The sequence below is a fragment of the Enterobacter sp. CFEC122 genome (assembly GCF_052983755.1).
This window is the reverse complement of record NZ_JBRIQR010000011.1, coordinates 59,157-79,199: the sequence shown is the minus strand read 5'-3', so window position 1 is coordinate 79,199 and position 20,043 is coordinate 59,157. Positions and strand designations below refer to the sequence as shown.

The following is a 20,043-nucleotide window of genomic DNA, read 5'->3' as shown; positions in this document are numbered from 1 at the left end:
TGCCTGACCCGGCGCAGGATTTGCAGTTGCATCGGCGTCGTCAGAATCCGGACCGGTCAGGGGGCGAGAAACACCTGCGGCACGGCGTGAGCGGGATGCCTGCCGACGTGAACCTGTGCGCCGTACCAGCGCGCCAGCGCATCGGCCTGCAAAACGGTTTCCGGTTCTCCCTGGGACACGATCCGGCCGCTGTGCAGGAGCAGGATGCGATCCGCCCACAGCGCTGCCAGGTTGAGGTCGTGCAGCACCGCGCACACGTGCAGATGTCCCCGGCTGGTCAGGGATTTCAGCAGGCGCAGCAGATGCTGCTGGTGATAGAGATCCAGCGCGGACGTCGGTTCATCAAGAAACAGCCAACCGCGCGGCGCACCGTCGCACCAGAGCTGAGCCAGCGCGCGGGCGAGCTGAACGCGCTGCTGCTCGCCGCCGGAGAGCGCGGCAAACTGCCTGCCCGCCAGCGGTAAACAGCCGGTGATGGCCATCACCTCCTCGATCACCGACGCTTCTGGCGTGCGGGTCCAGGGCGCACGCCCCATACCGACCACCGCCTCAACCGGCCAGTCAAATCCGAGCTGCGTGCTCTGGCGCATCACCGCCCGGTAGCGGGAGAGCCTTTCCGGTTTCCAGGCCGCAAGCGGTGTGCCCGCCAGGCTGCACCGTCCCCCAGCAGGTTTAAGATAGCCGGTAAGCAGTCGCAACAGCGTCGATTTCCCGGCGCCGTTGGGGCCAATCAACGCCACCAGCTCGCCCTGAGATAAGGTCAGCGACACGTCGTTAATCAGCGTGCGTTGCCCGGCGCGAAAAACAAGGTTTTCAGCACAATAGCGTTCAGCCATGCGCACCTCCACGACGAAAGATCAGCCACAGGAACCACGGCGCGCCGAGAAGGCTGGTCAATAAGCCAACCGGCATTTCCGCCGGAGCGACCACGCTGCGCGCCAGCGTGTCGGCCATCAGCAGGAGCAGCGCACCGGCCAGCACCGAGCCGGGGAGCGTGGCCCGATGGTCGGCTCCCAGCCACATGCGCACCAGGTGCGGCACCACCAGGCCAACAAAACCGATCACGCCGCTGATCGCAACGGCGGCAGCCACCAGCAGGGCGCTGCACAGCAGCAGGATCCGCTGCACGGCGGCCACCTCCACGCCGAGATAGTGCGCCTCTTCATCGCCCAGCTGCAGCAGGTTGAGGGGCCCTGCCAGGCGCCAGATAACCAGCACGGTGGGGATCATCAGCGACGCGACGACCAGCAGCGTCGACCACTGGGCCTGGCCGAGGCTGCCCATTCCCCAGAGTGAAAGCTGGCGAAGCTGGGCATCATTGCTGAGCCATGACAGCACGCCGACGGCCGCACCGCACAGGGCGTTGATGGCAATGCCCACCAGCAGCAGGCGCGACAGGGAAGCGTCACGCTGACGGCTGAGCAGGAAAATCACGAAGGTGGCGGCCAGCGCGCCGAGAAACGCCGCCAGCATCGGGGCATACAGCATCACCAGTGCAGGCAGCGAGAGCGGAAGCACCACCCACAGCGCGACGGCAAGTGCCGCGCCGCTGCTGATGCCGAGCAGGCCCGGGTCCGCCAGCGGGTTGCGGAACAGCCCCTGCATCACGCAGCCCGCGAGCGCCAGCGAACCGCCGATCGCCAGCGCCAGCAGCACGCGTGGCAGGCGGATCGTCAGCCAGATCTGACGCAGGGCCTCGTCGGTGCCATTCCACAGCAGGCTGACCGGCAGGCGCAGCGCGCCAATACCGCTGGCCGTCAGCGTCGTGACGACCAGCAGCGCGGCCAGCATCCACAATGACAGGGCGACTCGCCGGGACATCAGGGCAGTTGCTCCGCTTTGGTACGCAGCTGCCGGATGGCTTCCGGCGTTCGCACGCTAAAGCCCAGCAGCGCCATATCATCAATCGCCAGCACCTGCTTATTACGTCCTGCCGGGGTTTGCGCCAGCCCGGGCAGCGTCCACAGATTCGCTTCCCCGCCCAGGGCGTTGATGCCGTCCTGCGAAATCACCACCAGATCGGGCCGGCTGGCAATCGTTCCTTCCTGAGACAGCGGCTGATAGCGGGTGAACCCCTGCATCGCATTCTGCAGCCCCGCCGCGCGAATGGCCGCGTCCGCGCCGGTCTGTTGTCCGGCAGCCATCGCGGTCATCCCGCCGTGGTTGAGAATAAACAGCACCCGTTTGTTGAGTGGCGATGTGGGCAGGGTTGACAGCGCCTGACGCAGCTTGCCGCGCAGGGCTTCCCCCTCGGCCTCGCGATGCGTCGCTTCCGCCACGATCCGCACTTTTTCGTCGATGACGCTCAAATCGTTAGCGGCTGGAACCGCGATAACCCGGACGTGGCTTTGCTCAACCTGCTTTAGCGCCAGAGACGGCTGCGCCTGAGCGCTGGCCAGCACCAGCGTGGGGCGCATGGACAAGATCCCTTCCGCGTTGAGCTGGCGCAGATAGCCCACGTCCGGCAGCACGTTCGCCGCCTGCGGCCACTGGCTGGCGCTGTCGCGGGCCACCAGGGAAGACGACGCGCCGAGGGCGTAGACAATCTCGGTGACGTCGCCGCCGAGCGTGACGATTTTCTCCTGCGGCGCAGCAAACGCCAGCAGGGGCAGGGCGCTGACCAGGACAAGCCACCGTTTCATGCGGCCAGCCCTTTCGCCGTCAGGGCGTCTATCTGGCTGCGCCACTGGCTTTGCTCCGGCTCGCCTTCGGTGCGCTGGCCGTACAGCTGGGCGATTTGCGTCCCGTCGGCGGCAAACAGCTCCAGGCTGGTGACATGCCCGTCAGCGGTTGGTTTGCGCGTGACCCACGTCTCCGCAATGGCGTCTTCAAGCAGGTGCAGGGTAAAGGTTGAGTTGAAGATGTTCAGCCAGCCTTTCATCGGCGCCAGCTTTTCCACCACGCCGGTGAAAATCTGTACGCAGCCGCGGTTGCCGACGAAGACCATGATTTCATTGCCGTCCCGGCGCGCCGTCTCCAGCAGTTGCGCCAGCGCGCTGTTCTCTACCCGACAGGCCAGATCGTCCCCCACCAGGCGAAACGCCTGCTGGCGGCTGAGGTTATGGCGTTTCAGCAGGCTGAAGAACTGGTGCACGTCGGTCATGGCGCGCCACTCGTTGTCCACGAGGTCGGCTTGCGCATTTTCCGCGTGAGCAGGCACATCGGGCTTCTTCAACGCCAGCGATGGATTATCGGCAATGATAAAGCGAGTCAGCACGTCGCCCCAGGCGGAAACGTCGGTGTTATCCGTGGCGTAGACCTTCAGCAGGGCATCGCCCTGGTGGTCGAAGAACTGAATGCTCTGCCGCTCGCCACGGGCGGTGGCTTCACTGATGTGAAACGTGCTTGCCCACTGGTTGAGGAACAGGCGCAGATCCAGCGCGCGCGGGTTCAGCACCAGCCCGGCATGGCCGTTCAGGTGCTGGTTGGTGAAGCTTCCGACCTGGTCGTGAACGGCGTAGTCGTTGCGGCAGATACATTTGGTTTCGCCCACCGCTTCCAGCGCGCCCAGGATCTCGCGGATTTCACCGTGCAGTCGCCAGGCGTCGTGACCCACGCGGGCATAGGTCAGCTCTGCTTCGCTGATATTCATTAACCCTGCGATGTCGCGCGCGTACTTACCCGGATTGTCTTCTTTCAGCTCAAGCCAGCGCGTGTAGTGATTCATTTTCTTATCCTTCTGAAGAGTTGCCCCGACGGGAATTACCACTGATAGCTTACGAAAATCTTGCCGTTACGGCCGTCCTGCGGAATGCCCTGAGGTGACCAGTATTCTTTGTCAAAGGCGTTGCCGAGCACCAGCGTCGTGGTCACGCCTTTGAGCTGCTCCTGACCCTTATAGCTGACGTAGAAGTCATTGACCGCGTAGCCCGGCTGCTTGCTGTAGCTGCTGCTGATATGCGTTGAGCGATCGACAAAGGTGCCAATCCAGCCGACGGAAAAACCGCTCTGCGCCACCGGAATGTCCAGCTTGCTGGTGACGGTATCCGGGTTGATGCTGGAGATGTACTCGCCCGTATCGGTGTCTTTCCCGCGCGTGCGGTTATAGGCCAGGTCGAGGTTGAAGAGGTCGGCAGAGTATTTTGCCATCATGTCCCAGCCCCAGATTTTGGCGTTCGGAACGTTATAAGACATGGTGGTCGCGGCGGCAAAATTGACGGTGGTGGAGATATAGTCTTTAGCTTTGGTATCGAAATAGCTGGCTTTAAACTCCAGCGCATCGTTGGCAAGCAGCAGATCGTCAAAGCGCAGACCGAACCCAAACTCCTGCGTTTCGTTGGTTTCCGGGCGCAGGTTCGGGTTTGGCACCCAGTAGTTGGTATAGAAGCGGCCAATAGAGAAGTGTTTGGCGTCGTTGTACATCTCGCCCATGGTGGGCGCGCGGAACGCCTGCGCGTATGAGCCAAACAGCATCAGCCAGTCGGTCGGGCTGACGGTCAACCCGGCGCGGGAGGACCATTTATCGGCATCCACGTCGTCGTAGCCATTGCTGCTGCCGCGGTAGTTGTCATAGCGCGTACCGCCCAGCAGGGTGACCGGCAGATCGCGCAGGGTGATCTCATCCTGCAGCCAGCCGGAGCTGAAGTCGATTTTCGCCTCCGGGAAGCCGGTGGTCGCGCCGCCCGGATGCTGCTCCTGACGGTAGTATTCCCCACCGTAGGTCAGCAGATGTGCTGCAAACGTGTCGCTGAACAGGCGGGTGCGGTTTTCCACCTTGCCGCCTTTGGTGGTCTGCTTGCGGAACTCACCGCTGTTGTCGATATTCTGGGCATTAATGCGCGCTTCGGACCAGTAGACCTTCGCGTCGGCGTTCAGCCAGTCGTTACCTTCCGGGGCGATGCGGTAGCCCACCTGCGCGTCACGCTGGATGGTGGAGCGATCGGTCATCGGGTTACTGCTGTCCGCCCCAGTGGTTTGCGGGTTTTTTGGTTCCTGAGCATCATTGTTGTAGTAGCGCAGGGCGCCGCTCAGGGTCTGGGCCGGGTCGATTTTCCAGCTACCTTTCGCCAGCATGTTATTGATGGACTCGTCGTTAGGGGCGGTTGCTCCGTCGCTCTGGCGGATATCACCGCGATCCCGGCTGGACCAGGCCACCAGACCGTCCAGCGTGTCGGTGCGGCCATAGGCGCTGGCCCCCATCCCAAGACTGTGATCGCCTGTCGCCCCCGTACCAAACACACGATAACCGCTGTTTTTACCCGTTTCCAGCAGGTCTTTTGCATCTACGGTGTCATAGGAAATCACGCCGCCCAGCGCGCCGCTGCCGTACAGCAGGGCCGACGGGCCGCGAACCACTTCGATACGTTTAATCAGCGCCGGATCGAGGAACGTGCTGTTCAGGTGGCCGGTGTCGGTGCCCTGACGCACGCCGTCAACCAGCACCAGCACGCCGCGACGATCGTAGCCGCGCAGGTTCACGTCCTGCCCGTTGGTGCGCCCGGTGCCGTCCAGCGTCAGGCCGGGAACGTTACGCAGCAGGCCGGCCGCCGAGCTGGCGGTTTGTTTCTCCGGCGCGCTGGCGTCAATCACGCTCACCATCATGGGGGCTTCAAAGGCGCTGCGGGCGTTGCCCGTGGCGGTGACGGTCATTTCATCTGCGGCAGCAAACGCGACGCCCGGCAGGGTGCTGACAATCGCCAGCGCCAGAAGTGACGGGCGTAAAGACGCGGAAGGCAGGTGTGGCATAGCAACTCTCCATAAAGAATCGAAAGCGCTGGCTGCCTGGGGATCACCTGGGTGGCTGGCGAAGTTTTTGGTTTATTTTGTGAGGATCAGTTTTCCGGCATGGGTCTGGCGCAGCAGATAGCGCTGGCCGTCATGCTCGATAATGACCCGCCCCGCATCGCCGAGCAGGGTTTTGCTGTCAATCCGACGCTCGGTAGGGGCTGGTGCTGTGTCTGTTTTTGCTGGCGTTGCCGCGCTGTTATCCGTACGTGACATAATGTTTATAAATAACAATCAATGTAACAATGATAATCATTATCAATAAACTGCAAATTTACGGCAAGCGTTTTTGTGAAAAAAGGGTGAGAGGATCAATATTGTGCAATTAAAAGCCCGGTGGCGGCTTCGCCTTACCGGGCCTACAACGGCACGAATCGTAGGCCGGGTAAGGCGAAGCCGCCCCCCCGGCAGGATGTTAAAAGCGCGTGTCCACGGCTGCAGCCAGCTTCTCCAGCAGCAGCTCGCTGTCTTCCCAGCTCAGGCACGGGTCGGTGATCGACTGGCCGTATACCATCTGCTGGCCAGCAACGATTTTCTGCATGCCTTCTTTGATAAAGCTCTCCGCCATAATCCCTGCAACGGCGGTTGAACCGCTGCGGATCTGCTGGCAGATCTCATCGCAGACGTCCAGCTGGCGGCGATGCTGCTTCTGGCAGTTGCCGTGGCTGAAGTCCACCACCAGATGTTCCGGCAGGTCGAATTCCGCCAGCGTTTCACAGGCCGCAGCAATATCTTGTGCATGATAATTGGGCTTCTTCCCGCCGCGCATAATGATATGCCCGTACGGGTTACCGCTGGTCTGGTAGATGGTCATGTGACCGCTCTTGTCCGGCGACAGGAACATGTGGCTGGCACGGGCCGCGCGGATGGCATCAACCGCAATACGCGTATTGCCATCGGTCCCGTTTTTAAAGCCGACCGGACAGGAGAGGGCGGAGGCCATCTCGCGGTGGATTTGGCTCTCGGTGGTGCGTGCGCCAATCGCGCCCCAGCTGATCAGATCGGCGATAAACTGCCCGGTCACCATATCGAGAAACTCGGTGGCGGTCGGCACGCCCAGCTCGTTGACCTGCAAAAGCAGCTTCCGCGCCAGCTCGATGCCGTGGTTCACGCGATAGCTGCCGTTGAGGTCAGGGTCGGAAATCAGTCCTTTCCAGCCCACCACGGTCCGCGGTTTTTCAAAGTAGGTTCGCATCACAATCTCAAGGCGATGCTGGTACTTATCCCGCAAGCCCTGAAGCCGTTTTGCATAATCCATCGCGGCATCCAGATCGTGGATGGAGCAGGGACCAATCACCACCAGAAGACGCTTGTCTTCACCATTAAGTATTTTTTCAATGCGGCGGCGGGAGGCCGTCACGTGTTCCGCAACGGCCGCGGAAACAGGATGCCGCTGGGCCAGTTCAGCCGGCGTGACCAGGCTGTCAATGCGCGCAGTGCGCAGTTCATCGGTTTTATTCATGGAATGTCTCAGAAAATTTTTGCTTCATCGGCAGACTACCGGGAAGTGATGGGCATCACCTTAAACCAATCCCTGCTGATTTCAAGTTCGGGGCGATACCGCCCCGTGGTTGCCGATGATGATACCTGAATCTGAGCTAATGTACTAGCATATTAGTACATGCGGCGATTAAGCCCCATGATGTCGAGAATTTTGGTGGCAATTTCTTCCACAGAGTAGTTGGTGCTGTTCAGCCACGGGATCTGATTTTTGCGGTACAGGGCTTCCACTTCGGAGACCTCCATCCGGCACTGGCGCATGGAGGCGTAGCGGCTGTTCTCGCGGCGCTCTTCGCGGATGGCGGCAAGGCGCTCCGGATTAATGGTCAGCCCGAACAGCTTGTGCTGCAGCGGCTTCAGGGCGGCGGGCAGCACCAGGTTATCCATATCGTCAGCGATGAACGGGTAGTTGGCGGCGCGAATGCCGAACTGCATCGCCAGGTAGAGGCTGGTCGGCGTTTTGCCGCAGCGCGACACGCCAAGCAGGATCACCTGCGCCTGGTCGAGATTACGCAGCGAGATGCCGTCGTCGTGCGCGAGGGTATAGTCAATGGCGGCGATACGCGCGTCGTACTTGGTCAGGTTGCCGGGGTTCAGCCCGTGGGTACGGTGGGCGATAGGCGTTGGGTCGAGCTTCAGCTCGCTTTGCAGCGGAGCCACCAGCGCCTGCACGATATCCTGGCAGAAGCCTTCACTCTGCAGAATGATGGCGCGGATCTCGGGGATCACGATGGAGTAGAACACCAGCGGGCGGACGCCGGTCTGCTGGTAAATGGCGTCGATCTGGTCCTTCACCGCTTTGGCGCGGCTCTCATTTTCGACAAACGGCAGCGTGATGCTGTTGATCGATACGGGAAACTGCGACATCACCGCGTGGCCCAGCACCTCGGCGGTGATCGCCGTACCATCAGAAATATAAAAAACGTGACGATCGACAGCACTATCCATTTTACCCACCCTGAATATCAGACGTAATTGTCTGAAAGCATAAATTAAAAAAGTAATTTACACAGCAAAGAACTTATCCTAATTATGAATGAAACGCTGTTTTTGATTTTCCTGAAAAGTGGATTTCATTTTTCAAATAGCGACTTTATTTTTGGGGTTTCTGGCTGAATATAGAGGAATCATCGGGTTAATCGTTGATGGGAAAGTATCCGAAAAGTTGAAAATTTAAATTGCTTACACGATTCACCGTTTTTTTAGCGGAAATAATTATGCCAGTATAAATACGTAGTCAGGTGTTTCTTACTCCGATCAAATATCACAAAAGGATTGTTTCGATGTCCAACAATGGCTCGTCACCGCTGGTGCTTTGGTATAACCAACTCGGCATGAATGATGTAGACAGAGTTGGGGGCAAAAATGCCTCCCTGGGTGAAATGATTACAAACCTGTCGGGTATGGGTGTCTCCGTACCGAACGGGTTTGCCACCACCGCCGATGCCTTTAACCTGTTTTTAGACCAGAGCGGTGTTAACCAGCGCATTTACGACCTGCTGGATAAAACGGATATTGATGACGTGACCGAGCTTGCCAAAGCCGGGGCGCAGATCCGCCAGTGGATCATCGACACACCTTTCCAGCCGGAACTGGAAAAAGCCATTCACGACGCGTACAACCAGCTCTCCGCTGACGATGCGCAGGCCTCCTTTGCCGTACGCTCCTCTGCCACCGCAGAAGACATGCCGGATGCCTCGTTTGCCGGGCAGCAGGAAACCTTCCTGAACGTCCAGGGATACGATGCGGTGCTGGTGGCGGTGAAGCACGTGTTTGCTTCCCTGTTCAACGACCGCGCCATCTCCTATCGCGTGCACCAGGGCTACGACCATCGCGGCGTGGCGCTCTCTGCTGGCGTGCAGCGCATGGTGCGTTCGGACGTGGGCTCATCCGGCGTGATGTTCTCCATTGATACCGAATCCGGCTTCGACCAGGTGGTGTTCATCACCTCCGCGTGGGGGCTGGGTGAGATGGTCGTGCAGGGTGCGGTAAACCCTGACGAATTCTACGTCCACAAGCCTACGCTGGCCGCTGGCCGTCCGGCGGTGGTGCGCCGCACCATGGGCTCGAAAAAAATCCGCATGATCTATGCCCCGACCCAGGAGCATGGCAAGCAGGTCAAAATTGAAGATGTACCGCAGGAGCAGCGCGACCGCTTCTCCCTGACCGACGCCGAAGTGCAGGAGCTGGCGAAGCAGGCGGTGCAGATTGAAAAACACTACGGCCGTCCGATGGATATCGAATGGGCGAAAGACGGGAACACCGGCAAGCTGTTTATCGTGCAGGCGCGTCCGGAAACCGTTCGCTCACGCGGTCAGGTGATGGAGCGTTACACGCTGCACGCCCAGGGCAAAATCGTGGCGGAAGGCCGTGCTATCGGTCACCGCATCGGTGCCGGTCCGGTGAAGGTGATCCACGACATCAGCGAGATGAACCGCATTGAGCCCGGCGACGTGCTGGTGACCGACATGACCGACCCGGACTGGGAACCGATCATGAAGAAAGCGGCGGCTATCGTCACCAACCGCGGCGGCCGTACCTGTCACGCGGCGATCATCGCCCGCGAGCTGGGGATTCCTGCGGTTGTCGGCTGCGGTGATGCTACCGAGCGCATGAAGGACGGACAGAACGTGACCGTCTCCTGTGCCGAAGGTGATACCGGCTACGTGTATGCCGATATTCTCGACTTCAGCGTGAAGAGCTCCAGCGTGGATACCATGCCGGACCTGCCGCTGAAGATCATGATGAACGTCGGTAACCCGGACCGCGCGTTTGACTTCGCCTGCCTGCCGAACGAAGGCGTAGGCCTGGCGCGTCTGGAATTTATCATCAACCGTATGATCGGCGTTCACCCGCGTGCGCTGCTGGAGTTTGACGACCAGGAGCCGAAGCTGCAGAACGAAATCCGCGAGATGATGAAAGGCTACGACTCGCCGAAAGAGTTCTACGTCGGCCGTCTGACCGAAGGGATCGCCACGCTGGGTGCCGCTTTCTATCCGAAACGCGTGATTGTGCGCCTGTCTGACTTTAAGTCTAACGAATACGCCAACCTGGTGGGCGGCGAGCGCTACGAGCCGGAAGAAGAGAACCCAATGCTGGGCTTCCGCGGGGCCGGACGCTACGTGTCCGACAGCTTCCGCGACTGCTTCGCGCTGGAGTGTGAGGCGGTGAAGCGCGTGCGCAACGACATGGGGCTGACCAACGTCGAAATCATGATCCCGTTCGTGCGTACCGTCGATCAGGCGAAAGCGGTTGTTGACGAGCTGGCGCGTCAGGGTCTGAAGCGCGGCGAGAACGGGCTGAAGATCATCATGATGTGCGAAATCCCGTCCAACGCCCTGCTGGCCGAGCAGTTCCTGGAGCACTTCGACGGCTTCTCTATCGGCTCGAACGACATGACGCAGCTGACGCTGGGTCTGGACCGTGACTCCGGCGTGGTTTCCGAGCTGTTCGACGAGCGCAACGAGGCGGTGAAAGCATTGCTCTCCCTGTCCATCCGCGCGGCGAAGAAGCAGGGCAAATACGTCGGGATTTGTGGTCAGGGGCCATCCGACCATGAAGACTTTGCCGCCTGGCTCATGGAGGAGGGGATCGATAGCCTGTCCCTGAACCCGGACACCGTGGTGCAAACCTGGCTGAGCCTGGCGGAACTGAACAAGTAACGCCACGCTGACCCGAAAAGGCGAGGATATTATTCCTCGCCTTTTTTATTTCCGCCCGAATATGCTCCCCATCACAAATAAAGTAAAAAACTAAATATCATAATTTGCCTGTCAATTTAGACAATTGTTAGCGCGCAAACCGTTGCTAATACTTGAGCCTTACATGCGCATTTCCCTTCAGATGATGCGCAACTGGTTGAAATACGTTTTAACCTGATAAAAAGGCAAATAACAATGACACTCTCCTCTGTATTGCGTACCAAAGATAAAATAGGTTATGGCTTAGGTGATATGGCCAGCGCGCTGGTCTGGCAAACGGCAACGTTATTTCTCGCCTATTTCTATACGGACGTTTTTGGGCTGCCCGCCGCAATCATGGGCACCATGTTTTTAGTGGTGCGCGTGGTCGATGCGTTTGTCGACCCGTGCATTGGCGCGCTGGTGGATCGCACTCAAACGCGCCACGGCCGTTTCCGTCCCTGGCTGCTGTGGTTTGCCATTCCGTTTGGCGTGAGCTGCCTCATTACTTTCTATGTACCGGACGTGGGGCCGACGGCGAAAATCGTTTATGCCTGCCTGACCTACGCGATCTTAAGCCTGATTTACTCCGCGATTAACGTGCCTTACTGCGCCATGCCCGGCTCGCTGACGCTGGATCCGCGCGAGCGTCACTCCCTGCAGTCGTGGCGCTTTGGCCTGTCGTTTATCGGCGGGTTGATTGTGACGGTGATTGCCCTGCCGCTGGTCTCACTGTTAGGCCAGGGCAACGTGCAGAAAGGCTATTTCTACGCCATGAGCCTGATGGGGCTGCTGGGCATTGTGCTGTTTTTCTGCTGCTTCCTGATGACCCGCGAGCGTTATTCTCCGCGCAGTGATACTTCCGGCTCGATGCTCACCGATTTAAAACTGCTGGCCGGAAACAGCCAGTGGCGCATTGTTTTCCTGTTTAATATTTTGCTGTTAACGGCGGTGGTAACGCGCGGTTCCGCCACGATGTATTACGTGAACTACGTGCTGTTGCGCCCGGAGCTGGTATTTGCCTTTATTGTTTCCGGAATGGTCGCCTCCTTAAGCGGCGCACTATTATCTGAACGGCTGCTGGGGAAATTTGACCGCGTCCGCGCCTATCAGTGGACCATTATTTCCTTCGTCATTTTCGGGGCGCTGATTTTCTTCCTGCCGCCTTCGCAGTTGTGGCTAATTTTTGGCCTCAACATTGTCTTTAGCTTTGTGCAAAACCTCACCACGCCGCTGCAGTGGACCATGTTCTCCGATGTGGTCGACTACGAAGAGCATCGCAGCGGCCGCCGCCTGGACGGGCTGGTTTTCTCTACCGCGCTGTTTGCCATCAAATTTGGGCTGGCGCTGGGTGGGGCGGTCGTCGGCTGGGTGCTTGGCATGGTGGATTACGCCCCGGGACAGGCAGCCCAGGCGCCGCACGTGCTCTCTACGATCAACGCCCTGTTCACCCTTATCCCTTGCGCGCTGTTCCTCTGCATGGTCGCGCTGCTTTCAATCTACAAGCTTAACAGCCGGCTGGTGGATTCCATCGCCCGGGAGCTGGCCAGCAAGCGTGAGGTGAGACCCGAAGCAGGGCCGCTCAGCCCGGCAACCCCTTCCGCACTACAGGAGTAAAACATGACAGCTATCTATAAGGACGCGGGACGTCCCGTGCACGAGCGCGTCGCCGATTTACTGGCGCGTATGACCCCGGAAGAGAAGTTCGCCCAGATGCATGCGTACTGGCTGATCCTCGATGAAAACGGCAACCACCGCGAGCGCAGCGATCTGAGCGACGAATTCGCTGGCGTGAGCGAGCAGGCTGCACTGAGCGAACGGCTGAAGCTGGGCGTCGGGCAGATCACCCGTCCGCTGGGTACCCATATCGTTGACGCGAAAACCGGCGTGCGCGCCGCTAACCGCCTGCAGCGCATGATGATGGAGGAGACGCGCCTCGGCATTCCGGCCCTGTTCCATGAAGAGTGCCTGGTGGGGCTGCTGTGCAAAGACGCCACGCTGTTCCCGTCGTCGCTGAACTACGGTTCGACCTGGGATCCGGAGCTGGTGCAGCGCGCGGCACAGCAGATTGGCAAAGAGGCGCGATCCGTCGGCTGCCAGCAGGGGCTGGCGCCGGTGCTGGACGTTTCCCGCGACGTGCGCTGGGGGCGAACCGAAGAGACCTTCGGGGAAGATCCGTGGCTGGTGGGGGTGATGGCAACCGCCTACGTGAAGGGCTTGCAGGGCGATAAGCGCGACCTGCTGGCGACGCTCAAGCACTACGTCGGTCACTCGTTCAGCGAAGGAGCGCGCAACCATGCGCCGGTACATCTGGGCTTTAGCGAGCTGAACGACACCTTCCTGCTGCCGTTTGAAATGGCGGTCAAGCTGGCAAACGCCGGTTCGGTCATGCCCGCCTACCACGACATCGATAACCAGCCGGGGCACAGCGACAGCTTCCTGCTGACCACCGTCCTGCGCGAACAGTGGGGCTTCGACGGCATTATTGTGGCGGACTATGGCGGCGTCAGCCTGCTGCACCAGCATCACGGCATTTCCCACGATGCGGCCGAATCCGCCGCGCTGGCCTTCAACGCCGGGCTGGACGTCGAGCTGCCGAAAGATGACTGCGCGCGGCATCTGGCAGACGCCGTTGAGCGCGGGCTGATCTCTATGGCGAAAGTGGATGAGATTGTGGGCCGTGTGCTGACCGAAAAATTCCGTCTCGGCCTGTTTGAGAACCCGTATGCCGATGAAAACGGCATCGATCTGCAAAATGAGACGACCCGCCAGGTGGCGCGGGAGGTGGCGACCAAATCGGTCACGCTGCTGGAAAACAACGGCATTCTGCCGCTAAATGGTAAGCCCCGCGTGGCGCTTGTGGGACCGACGGCAGACGATCCGCTGGCGTTGCTCAGCGGCTACAGCTTCCCGGTGCATCTGATCATCAGCGATATGGTTGAGGAGACCTCGCAGGTGACGACCCCGCGCGCGGCGCTGGAACACTACCTCGGCGCGTCTCAGGTCCGTTACGCCAAAGGGTGTCACATCATCGAGAAACGGATGGCGGGTGCGCCGGTCTTCCCGGGCGACAGCGGCGGCAAGCCGATGCAGCAGTCGCCGGTATCGCAAAGCACCGCCCTTATCCCCGAGGCGGTCAATGCCGCGCTGGAGAGTGACGTGGTGGTGGCCTGCATGGGCGATCTCGCCGGGCTGTTCCAGAGCGGTACCGTGGGGGAAGGTTCCGACACCGACTCACTGAATCTGCCGGGCGTGCAGCAACAGCTGCTGGAGGCGCTGGTGGCGACGGGCAAACCGGTGATTGTCGTGATGACCGGCGGGCGTCCTTACAATCTTCAGGGCCTGGAGGACAAGGTGGCCGCGCTGATCGTGGCGTGGGCACCGGGGCAGGAAGGGGGCTGGGCGATCGCGGACGTGCTAACGGGACGGGCAGAGCCGCAGGGGCGTCTGGTGGTGAGCGTGCCGAAAAGCGCCGGGGCCATGCCGTATTACTACAATCACAAGCTCAAAAGCGGGGGCACGCCGTTTGCGTTCCACTTCGGTTCACGTTATCCGTTTGGCTTCGGCCTTGGCTGGACGACGTTTCGCTGGAATGCTGCCCGCGTCGCTGAAAACAGCGTGCCGGTCGACGGCGAGGTGACGCTGAGCGTGGATATTACCAATACCGGAGAGCGCAGCGGCAGCGAGGTGGTGCAGGTTTACGTCAGGGATAAGGTCGCCACCCAGGTGCGGCCGCTTCAGGAGCTGAAGGCCTTCCAGCGCGTCACGCTCTCGCCGGGCGAAACCGCCACGCTCAGCTTTACGCTGCCGGTGGAGATGTTCAACTTCACCCGTCGCGACGGGAAACGCATCGTTGAGCCGGGCGAGTTTGAACTGCAGGTTGGCGCATCGTCGGCGGATATCCGCCAGGTGGTGACGGTCAATGTGACCGGGGAAACGCGGGTGCTGCCTGCCGAGTGGCGGATGCTCAGTGCCTGTGAGGTTACGCGCGCGTAGTCAGGATAAAAAAAAGCCCATCGTGGGAGATGGGCAAAGACTACACACAGCAATTCGTTGTTTCACTCAGGGGATTTCCATGCTTATAAATCAAGGTGTTGATTTATAACCGTGTGCTAATAGTAGGCATGTCCGCTTTTAGCGTCGATCGGATTCGTCTCAATAGTTAAAGAGATATAAAGATTTCTTGAGGTTATGAGCAGATTGAGTGCAGAAATTGCGGGTCTGACCAGTGTGCAACGAATAAATACTTTAGCAGCGTTAAAGTATTGGGTGGGGGAATGTAGGCCGGGTAAGCGTTAGCGCCACCCGGCAAAAACTTAATGCGTGTTCTTCTCTTCCAGCTCTTCCAGTTCGCTCAAAATCACGTCCGGGTCGGTTCCCGGCGGCGGAATTTCATGCACCCAGGCGGAGAACAGACGCCAGGTAACGGCGAGCAGCACCGGGCCGATAAACAGGCCAATCATGCCGAAGGCAATCAAGCCGCCAATCACCCCGGAGAGGATCAGGATCAGCGGCAGGTCTGCGCCCATGCGGATGAGAATCGGGCGAATGACGTTATCCATGGTGCCGACCACGCAGCTCCAGACCAGCAGCACCGTTCCCCACGTGGTATCTCCCGTCCAGTAGAGCCAGATAATGCAGGGCACCAGCACCAGCAGCGGCCCCAGTTGTGCAAGACAGGTCATCAGCATGACAACGGTGAATATCGTGGCATACGGTACGCCGGAAATCGCCAGACCAATACCGCCCAGCACCGCCTGCACCAGCGCGGTGACCACCACGCCCAGCGCCACCGCGCGTACGGCCTGCGCTGCCAGCAGTACCGCCGCGTCACCGCGTTTGCCCGCCAGGCGGGTGGCAAAGTGACGAACGCCCAAAGCCACCTGCTCACCGCGCCAGTAAAGCAGGGCGCTGAAGAGCAGCATCAGGGTACAGTGCATCATAAAGCGGCCAATATGCGCCGCCTGACCCACAAACCAGGTGGTGGTGGTGCCAATATATGGGCGCACTTTTGCCATCAGCGCGCTGCCGCCCATCTCCAGCAGGCTGTGCCAGCCGCTGTAGAGCTTGGCGCCCACGACCGGAATGCTGTTCAGCCAGGCGAGATCAGGCAGCGTGAGATCGCCGCTGGTCACGGCGCGGATCACCGGGCCGCTGGAGTCGACGAGACTGTTTACCAGCAGCGCAATGGGAATAATAAACAGCAGGAACAGCAGCAGCGTCATGACCAGCACCGCTAACCCGCGGCGGCCGAACAGCAGCTTCTGCAAGCGCAGCAGCAGAGGCCATGTGGCAACGACAACGGTCGCGGCCCAGGCGAAGCCAAGAATAAAGGGTTGAACAATCCACAGACACGCAATGATCATGAGGGCCAGGAACAGCACCGACAGCAAAATTTGCGCAACATCCCTGGGCTGGCGAAGATTGACCATAAATGAAACTTTCCTTAAAAGAACGCCAGCGCGGCTGGCGGGAACGGAAAACCGCATCTCTTTAATCATTAATGATCTCAGCGGTTTTTGACAGGCGGATTTTGCCCGTAATTCTACGAAGCACATAAGAAAAAAATGTGATAAAACTTTCCGGACACAACGCAAACGATTTCACATTACTCTAATTAGGGTCGACAGTCATGATCCCACAGATTTCCCAGGCACCCGGCGTCGTTCAGCTGGTGCTTAATTTTTTGCAGGCACTGGAGCAACAGGGTTTTACAGGTGATACCGCCACGAACTATGCCGACAGGCTGACGATGGCAACCGATAACAGTATTTACCAGCTTCTTCCCGATGCCGTCGTTTTCCCTCGTTCTACGGCCGACGTGGCGCTGATTGCCCGGCTCGCCACGCAGGAGCGCTTTGCCTCGCTGGTCTTTACGCCGCGCGGCGGCGGCACCGGGACCAACGGTCAGGCGCTGAACCAGGGCATTATTGTTGATATGTCGCGCTATATGAACCGCATCATTGAGATCAACCCGGAAGAGGGGTGGGTGCGGGTCGAAGCGGGCGTTATCAAAGATCAGCTTAACCAGTACCTCAAGCCTTACGGCTACTTTTTTGCCCCGGAACTTTCCACCAGTAACCGCGCGACCCTCGGCGGGATGATCAACACGGATGCCTCCGGTCAGGGCTCGCTGGTCTACGGCAAAACCTCCGATCATGTGCTGGGCGTGCGGGCCGTTCTGCTGGGCGGCGATATTCTCGATACGCAGCCGATGCCGGTCGAACTGGCGGAAACGCTGGGTAAAGATAACACCGCCAGCGGACGCATCTACCGTACCGTGCTGGAGCGCTGCCGCGACAACCGCCAGCTTATTCTCGACAAATTCCCCAAACTGAACCGCTTCTTAACGGGCTACGACCTGCGCCACGTCTTCAACGACGACCTGACCCAGTTCGATTTAACCCGCGTGCTCACCGGTTCCGAAGGGACGCTGGCGTTTATCACCGAGGCGCGGCTGGATATCACCCGCCTGCCGAAGGTGCGTCGTCTGGTGAACGTCAAATATGATTCTTTCGACTCCGCGTTGCGCAATGCGCCGTTTATGGTGGAGGCGAAAGCGCTGTCGGTTGAGACGGTCGACTCCAAAGTGCTCAACCTGGCCCGGGAAGATATTGTCTGGCACTCCGTCAGCGATCTCATTACCGACGTGCCGGACAAAGAGATGCTCGGTCTTAACATCGTGGAATTTGCTGGCGACGACGCGGAGCTGATTGAGAGCCAGGTCACCACGCTCTGCCAGCGACTGGATGAGCTGATTTCGCAGGGCGAAGGCGGCGTGATCGGCTGGCAGCTCTGTAACGATCTGGCCGGGATTGAGCGTATCTATGCGATGCGTAAAAAAGCCGTGGGTCTGCTCGGCAATGCGAAAGGGGCCGCTAAGCCCATTCCTTTTGCCGAAGATACCTGCGTGCCGCCTGAGCATCTGGCGGATTATATCGTCGAGTTTCGCGCCCTGCTGGACAGCCACGGCCTGAGCTACGGCATGTTTGGCCACGTCGATGCCGGGGTGCTGCACGTGCGTCCGGCGCTGGATATGTGCGACCCGCAGCAGGAGATCCTGATGAAGCAGATCTCCGACGACGTGGTGGCCTTAACCGCTAAATACGGCGGTCTGCTTTGGGGCGAGCACGGGAAAGGGTTCCGCGCAGAATACAGCCCGGCGTTCTTCGGCGAACAGCTCTATGCGGAGCTGCGCAAGGTGAAAGCCGCTTTCGACCCGCATAACCGCCTCAACCCGGGTAAAATCTGCCCGCCAGAAGGCGTGGACGCCCCCATGCTGCAGGTGGATGCCGTCAAGCGCGGCACCTACGACAGACAGATCCCGATTTCGGTGCGCTCCTCCTGGCGCGGCGCGATGGAGTGCAACGGCAACGGCCTGTGCTTTAACTTTGACGTGAAAAGCCCGATGTGCCCGTCGATGAAAATCACCAGCAACCGCATTCATTCGCCGAAAGGGAGGGCGACGCTGGTGCGCGAGTGGCTGCGTCTGCTGGCCGACCGTGGCGTCGATCCCCTCAAGCTGGAGCAGGAGCTGCCGGAAAAACGGGCCAGCCTGCGCTCGCTGATTGAGCGCACCCGCAACAGCTGGCATGCCAACAAGGGCGAGTATGATTTCTCCCATGAGGTGAAAGAGGCGATGTCCGGCTGTCTGGCCTGTAAAGCCTGCTCTACCCAGTGCCCGATTAAAATCGACGTCCCTGAATTCCGCTCGCGCTTCCTGCAGCTTTACCACACGCGCTATCTGCGTCCGGTGCGCGACCATCTGGTGGCGACGGTAGAGAGCTATGCGCCGCTGATGGCGCGCGCGCCGAAGACCTTCAACTTCTTTATCAACCAGCCGCTGGTGCGCAAGCTTTCCGAAAAGCATATCGGCATGGTCGATCTGCCGCTGCTGTCGGTGCCGTCTCTGCAGCGCCAGCTCGTCGGGCATCGTTCGGCGAACATGACCCTGGAGCAGCTGGAGGCGCTCACGCCTGAGCAAAAAGCGAAGGTGGTGCTGGTGGTGCAGGATCCGTTTACCAGCTACTACGATGCCCAGGTGGTTGCGGACTTCATCCGCCTGTCGGAAAAGCTGGGCTATCAGCCGGTTGTGCTGCCGTTCTCGCCCAACGGCAAGGCGCAGCACATTAAAGGCTTCCTGACGCGCTTTGCGAAGACCGCGCAGAAAACATCTGACTTCTTAAACCGCGTGGCGCAACTCGGGATACCGATGGTCGGCGTCGACCCGGCGCTGGTGCTGTGCTACCGCGATGAATACAGGCAGACGCTGGGCGATAAGCGCGGTGATTTCCACGTCATGCTGGTGCACGAGTGGCTGCCGACGGCCCTGGAAGACAAAGCGGTTCAGGACGTCAGCGGTGAGCCGTGGTATCTGTTCGGACACTGCACGGAAGTCACCGCGCTGCCTGGCGCCCCCGCGCAGTGGGCGTCCGTCTTTGCCCGCTTCGGCGCGAAGCTGGAGAGCGTTAGCGTGGGCTGCTGCGGTATGGCCGGCACGTACGGACACGAAGTGAAAAACCACGCCAACTCGCTTGGCATTTATGAGCTGTCCTGGCATCAGGCGATGCAGCGCTTGCCGCGAAACCGCTGTCTGGCGACGGGATACTCCTGCCGCAGCCAGGTGAAACGGGTAGAGGGTAACGGCGTACGCCACCCATTGCAGGCTTTACTGGAGATAATTGGATGATCTGGAAACGTGCCGTGACCCTGCAGGCGCTGAACGCTATGGGCGAGGGGAATATGGTGGGGCTGCTGGATATCCAGTTCACCCGCATTGGCGACGATGACATTGAGGCCACCATGCCTGTCGATCGTCGCACCCACCAGCCGTTTGGTTTATTGCACGGCGGGGCGTCCGTCGTGCTGGCCGAAACCCTGGGCTCGGTGGCGGGGTATCTCTGTACCGAAGGGGAGCAGAAGGTGGTCGGACTCGAGGTGAATGCTAATCATATCCGCTCGGTACGCAGCGGGCGCGTGCGCGGCGTGTGCCGCGCGCTGCACGCCGGTAGTCGCCACCAGGTGTGGCAGATTGACATTCTCGACGAGCAGGATCGCCTGTGCTGCTCTTCAAGGTTGACGACAGCGGTTGTGTAAAGTTTTCAGATGTTTTGCCTTTGGTCAAAAACTAGCCAGCGGG

14 protein-coding genes and 1 other RNA gene are annotated in these 20,043 nt (G+C 59.8%); 5 read left to right on the top strand and 10 right to left on the bottom strand.

Going from position 1 to position 20,043, the window contains the following annotated elements; all coding sequences use genetic code 11:
* Window positions 1–56: 56 nt before the first annotated feature.
* The 8 genes from ACVCAM_RS09945 to ppsR all read right to left on the bottom strand — a co-directional run bounded on the left by ACVCAM_RS09945 (window position 57) and on the right by ppsR (window position 8,172).
* The gene (locus tag ACVCAM_RS09945; protein WP_025911659.1) at window positions 57–836 is read right to left on the bottom strand and encodes a heme ABC transporter ATP-binding protein; all 780 of its coding nucleotides are present in this window, start codon (window positions 834–836) and stop codon (window positions 57–59) included.
* Window positions 829–1,821: a FecCD family ABC transporter permease gene (locus ACVCAM_RS09940; RefSeq protein WP_025911657.1), complete on the bottom strand. Its 993-nt coding sequence runs from the start codon at window positions 1,819–1,821 to the stop codon at window positions 829–831. The genes ACVCAM_RS09945 and ACVCAM_RS09940 overlap by 8 nt, the downstream gene beginning before the upstream one ends.
* Window positions 1,821–2,642: a heme/hemin ABC transporter substrate-binding protein gene (locus tag ACVCAM_RS09935; protein ID WP_407223268.1), complete on the bottom strand. Its 822-nt coding sequence runs from the start codon at window positions 2,640–2,642 to the stop codon at window positions 1,821–1,823. Before ACVCAM_RS09935 ends, ACVCAM_RS09940 begins: the two co-directional genes overlap by 1 nt.
* On the bottom strand, window positions 2,639–3,667 hold the full coding sequence (locus tag ACVCAM_RS09930; protein WP_447093581.1) for a hemin-degrading factor: 1,029 nt from the start codon (window positions 3,665–3,667) through the stop codon (window positions 2,639–2,641). The genes ACVCAM_RS09935 and ACVCAM_RS09930 overlap by 4 nt, the downstream gene beginning before the upstream one ends.
* Window positions 3,668–3,702: 35 nt before the next feature.
* Window positions 3,703–5,685 carry a TonB-dependent hemoglobin/transferrin/lactoferrin family receptor gene (locus ACVCAM_RS09925; RefSeq protein ID WP_447093580.1) on the bottom strand — a complete coding sequence of 661 codons (1,983 nt, stop codon included), beginning with the start codon at window positions 5,683–5,685 and terminating at the stop codon, window positions 3,703–3,705.
* A gap of 72 nt (window positions 5,686–5,757) precedes the next feature.
* A complete protein-coding gene (gene hemP, locus ACVCAM_RS09920) occupies window positions 5,758–5,940 on the bottom strand; it encodes a hemin uptake protein HemP (protein ID WP_021241095.1) in 183 nt (60 codons plus the stop codon).
* A 199-nt stretch (window positions 5,941–6,139) separates the two neighbouring features.
* Window positions 6,140–7,186 (bottom strand): 3-deoxy-7-phosphoheptulonate synthase AroH, encoded by a 1,047-nt coding sequence (gene aroH, locus ACVCAM_RS09915; RefSeq protein WP_193148396.1) that lies wholly within the window; start codon window positions 7,184–7,186, stop codon window positions 6,140–6,142.
* A gap of 152 nt (window positions 7,187–7,338) precedes the next feature.
* Window positions 7,339–8,172, bottom strand: coding sequence for a posphoenolpyruvate synthetase regulatory kinase/phosphorylase PpsR (ppsR, locus tag ACVCAM_RS09910; protein ID WP_008500644.1), 834 nt, complete (start codon window positions 8,170–8,172; stop codon window positions 7,339–7,341).
* A gap of 335 nt (window positions 8,173–8,507) precedes the next feature.
* On the opposite strand from ppsR, the gene ppsA reads away from it, so the two are divergent.
* The 3 genes from ppsA to ACVCAM_RS09895 all read left to right on the top strand — a co-directional run bounded on the left by ppsA (window position 8,508) and on the right by ACVCAM_RS09895 (window position 14,900).
* Window positions 8,508–10,886: a phosphoenolpyruvate synthase gene (gene ppsA, locus ACVCAM_RS09905; RefSeq protein WP_008500643.1), complete on the top strand. Its 2,379-nt coding sequence runs from the start codon at window positions 8,508–8,510 to the stop codon at window positions 10,884–10,886.
* A gap of 234 nt (window positions 10,887–11,120) precedes the next feature.
* Complete coding sequence (locus tag ACVCAM_RS09900) at window positions 11,121–12,521, top strand: MFS transporter (RefSeq protein ID WP_407223272.1); 1,401 nt, start codon at window positions 11,121–11,123, stop codon at window positions 12,519–12,521.
* A gap of 3 nt (window positions 12,522–12,524) precedes the next feature.
* Window positions 12,525–14,900, top strand: coding sequence for a glycoside hydrolase family 3 N-terminal domain-containing protein (locus ACVCAM_RS09895; protein ID WP_407223273.1), 2,376 nt, complete (start codon window positions 12,525–12,527; stop codon window positions 14,898–14,900).
* Between the two features lie 5 nt (window positions 14,901–14,905).
* On the opposite strand, the gene rprA is transcribed toward ACVCAM_RS09895, so the two are convergent.
* Together rprA and ydiK are read right to left on the bottom strand one after the other, a co-directional pair.
* Window positions 14,906–15,013, bottom strand: an RNA gene (gene rprA / locus ACVCAM_RS09890) — antisense sRNA RprA.
* Window positions 15,014–15,220: 207 nt separating this feature from the next.
* Window positions 15,221–16,336: an AI-2E family transporter YdiK gene (gene ydiK / locus ACVCAM_RS09885; protein ID WP_021241100.1), complete on the bottom strand. Its 1,116-nt coding sequence runs from the start codon at window positions 16,334–16,336 to the stop codon at window positions 15,221–15,223.
* 200 nt (window positions 16,337–16,536) lie between these two features.
* On the opposite strand from ydiK, the gene ydiJ reads away from it, so the two are divergent.
* The gene (gene ydiJ / locus ACVCAM_RS09880) at window positions 16,537–19,593 is read left to right on the top strand and encodes a D-2-hydroxyglutarate dehydrogenase YdiJ (protein ID WP_025911642.1); all 3,057 of its coding nucleotides are present in this window, start codon (window positions 16,537–16,539) and stop codon (window positions 19,591–19,593) included.
* Window positions 19,590–20,000 (top strand): 1,4-dihydroxy-2-naphthoyl-CoA hydrolase, encoded by a 411-nt coding sequence (gene menI / locus ACVCAM_RS09875; protein ID WP_021241102.1) that lies wholly within the window; start codon window positions 19,590–19,592, stop codon window positions 19,998–20,000. Before ydiJ ends, menI begins: the two co-directional genes overlap by 4 nt.
* The last annotated feature ends 43 nt before the right edge of the window (window positions 20,001–20,043 follow it).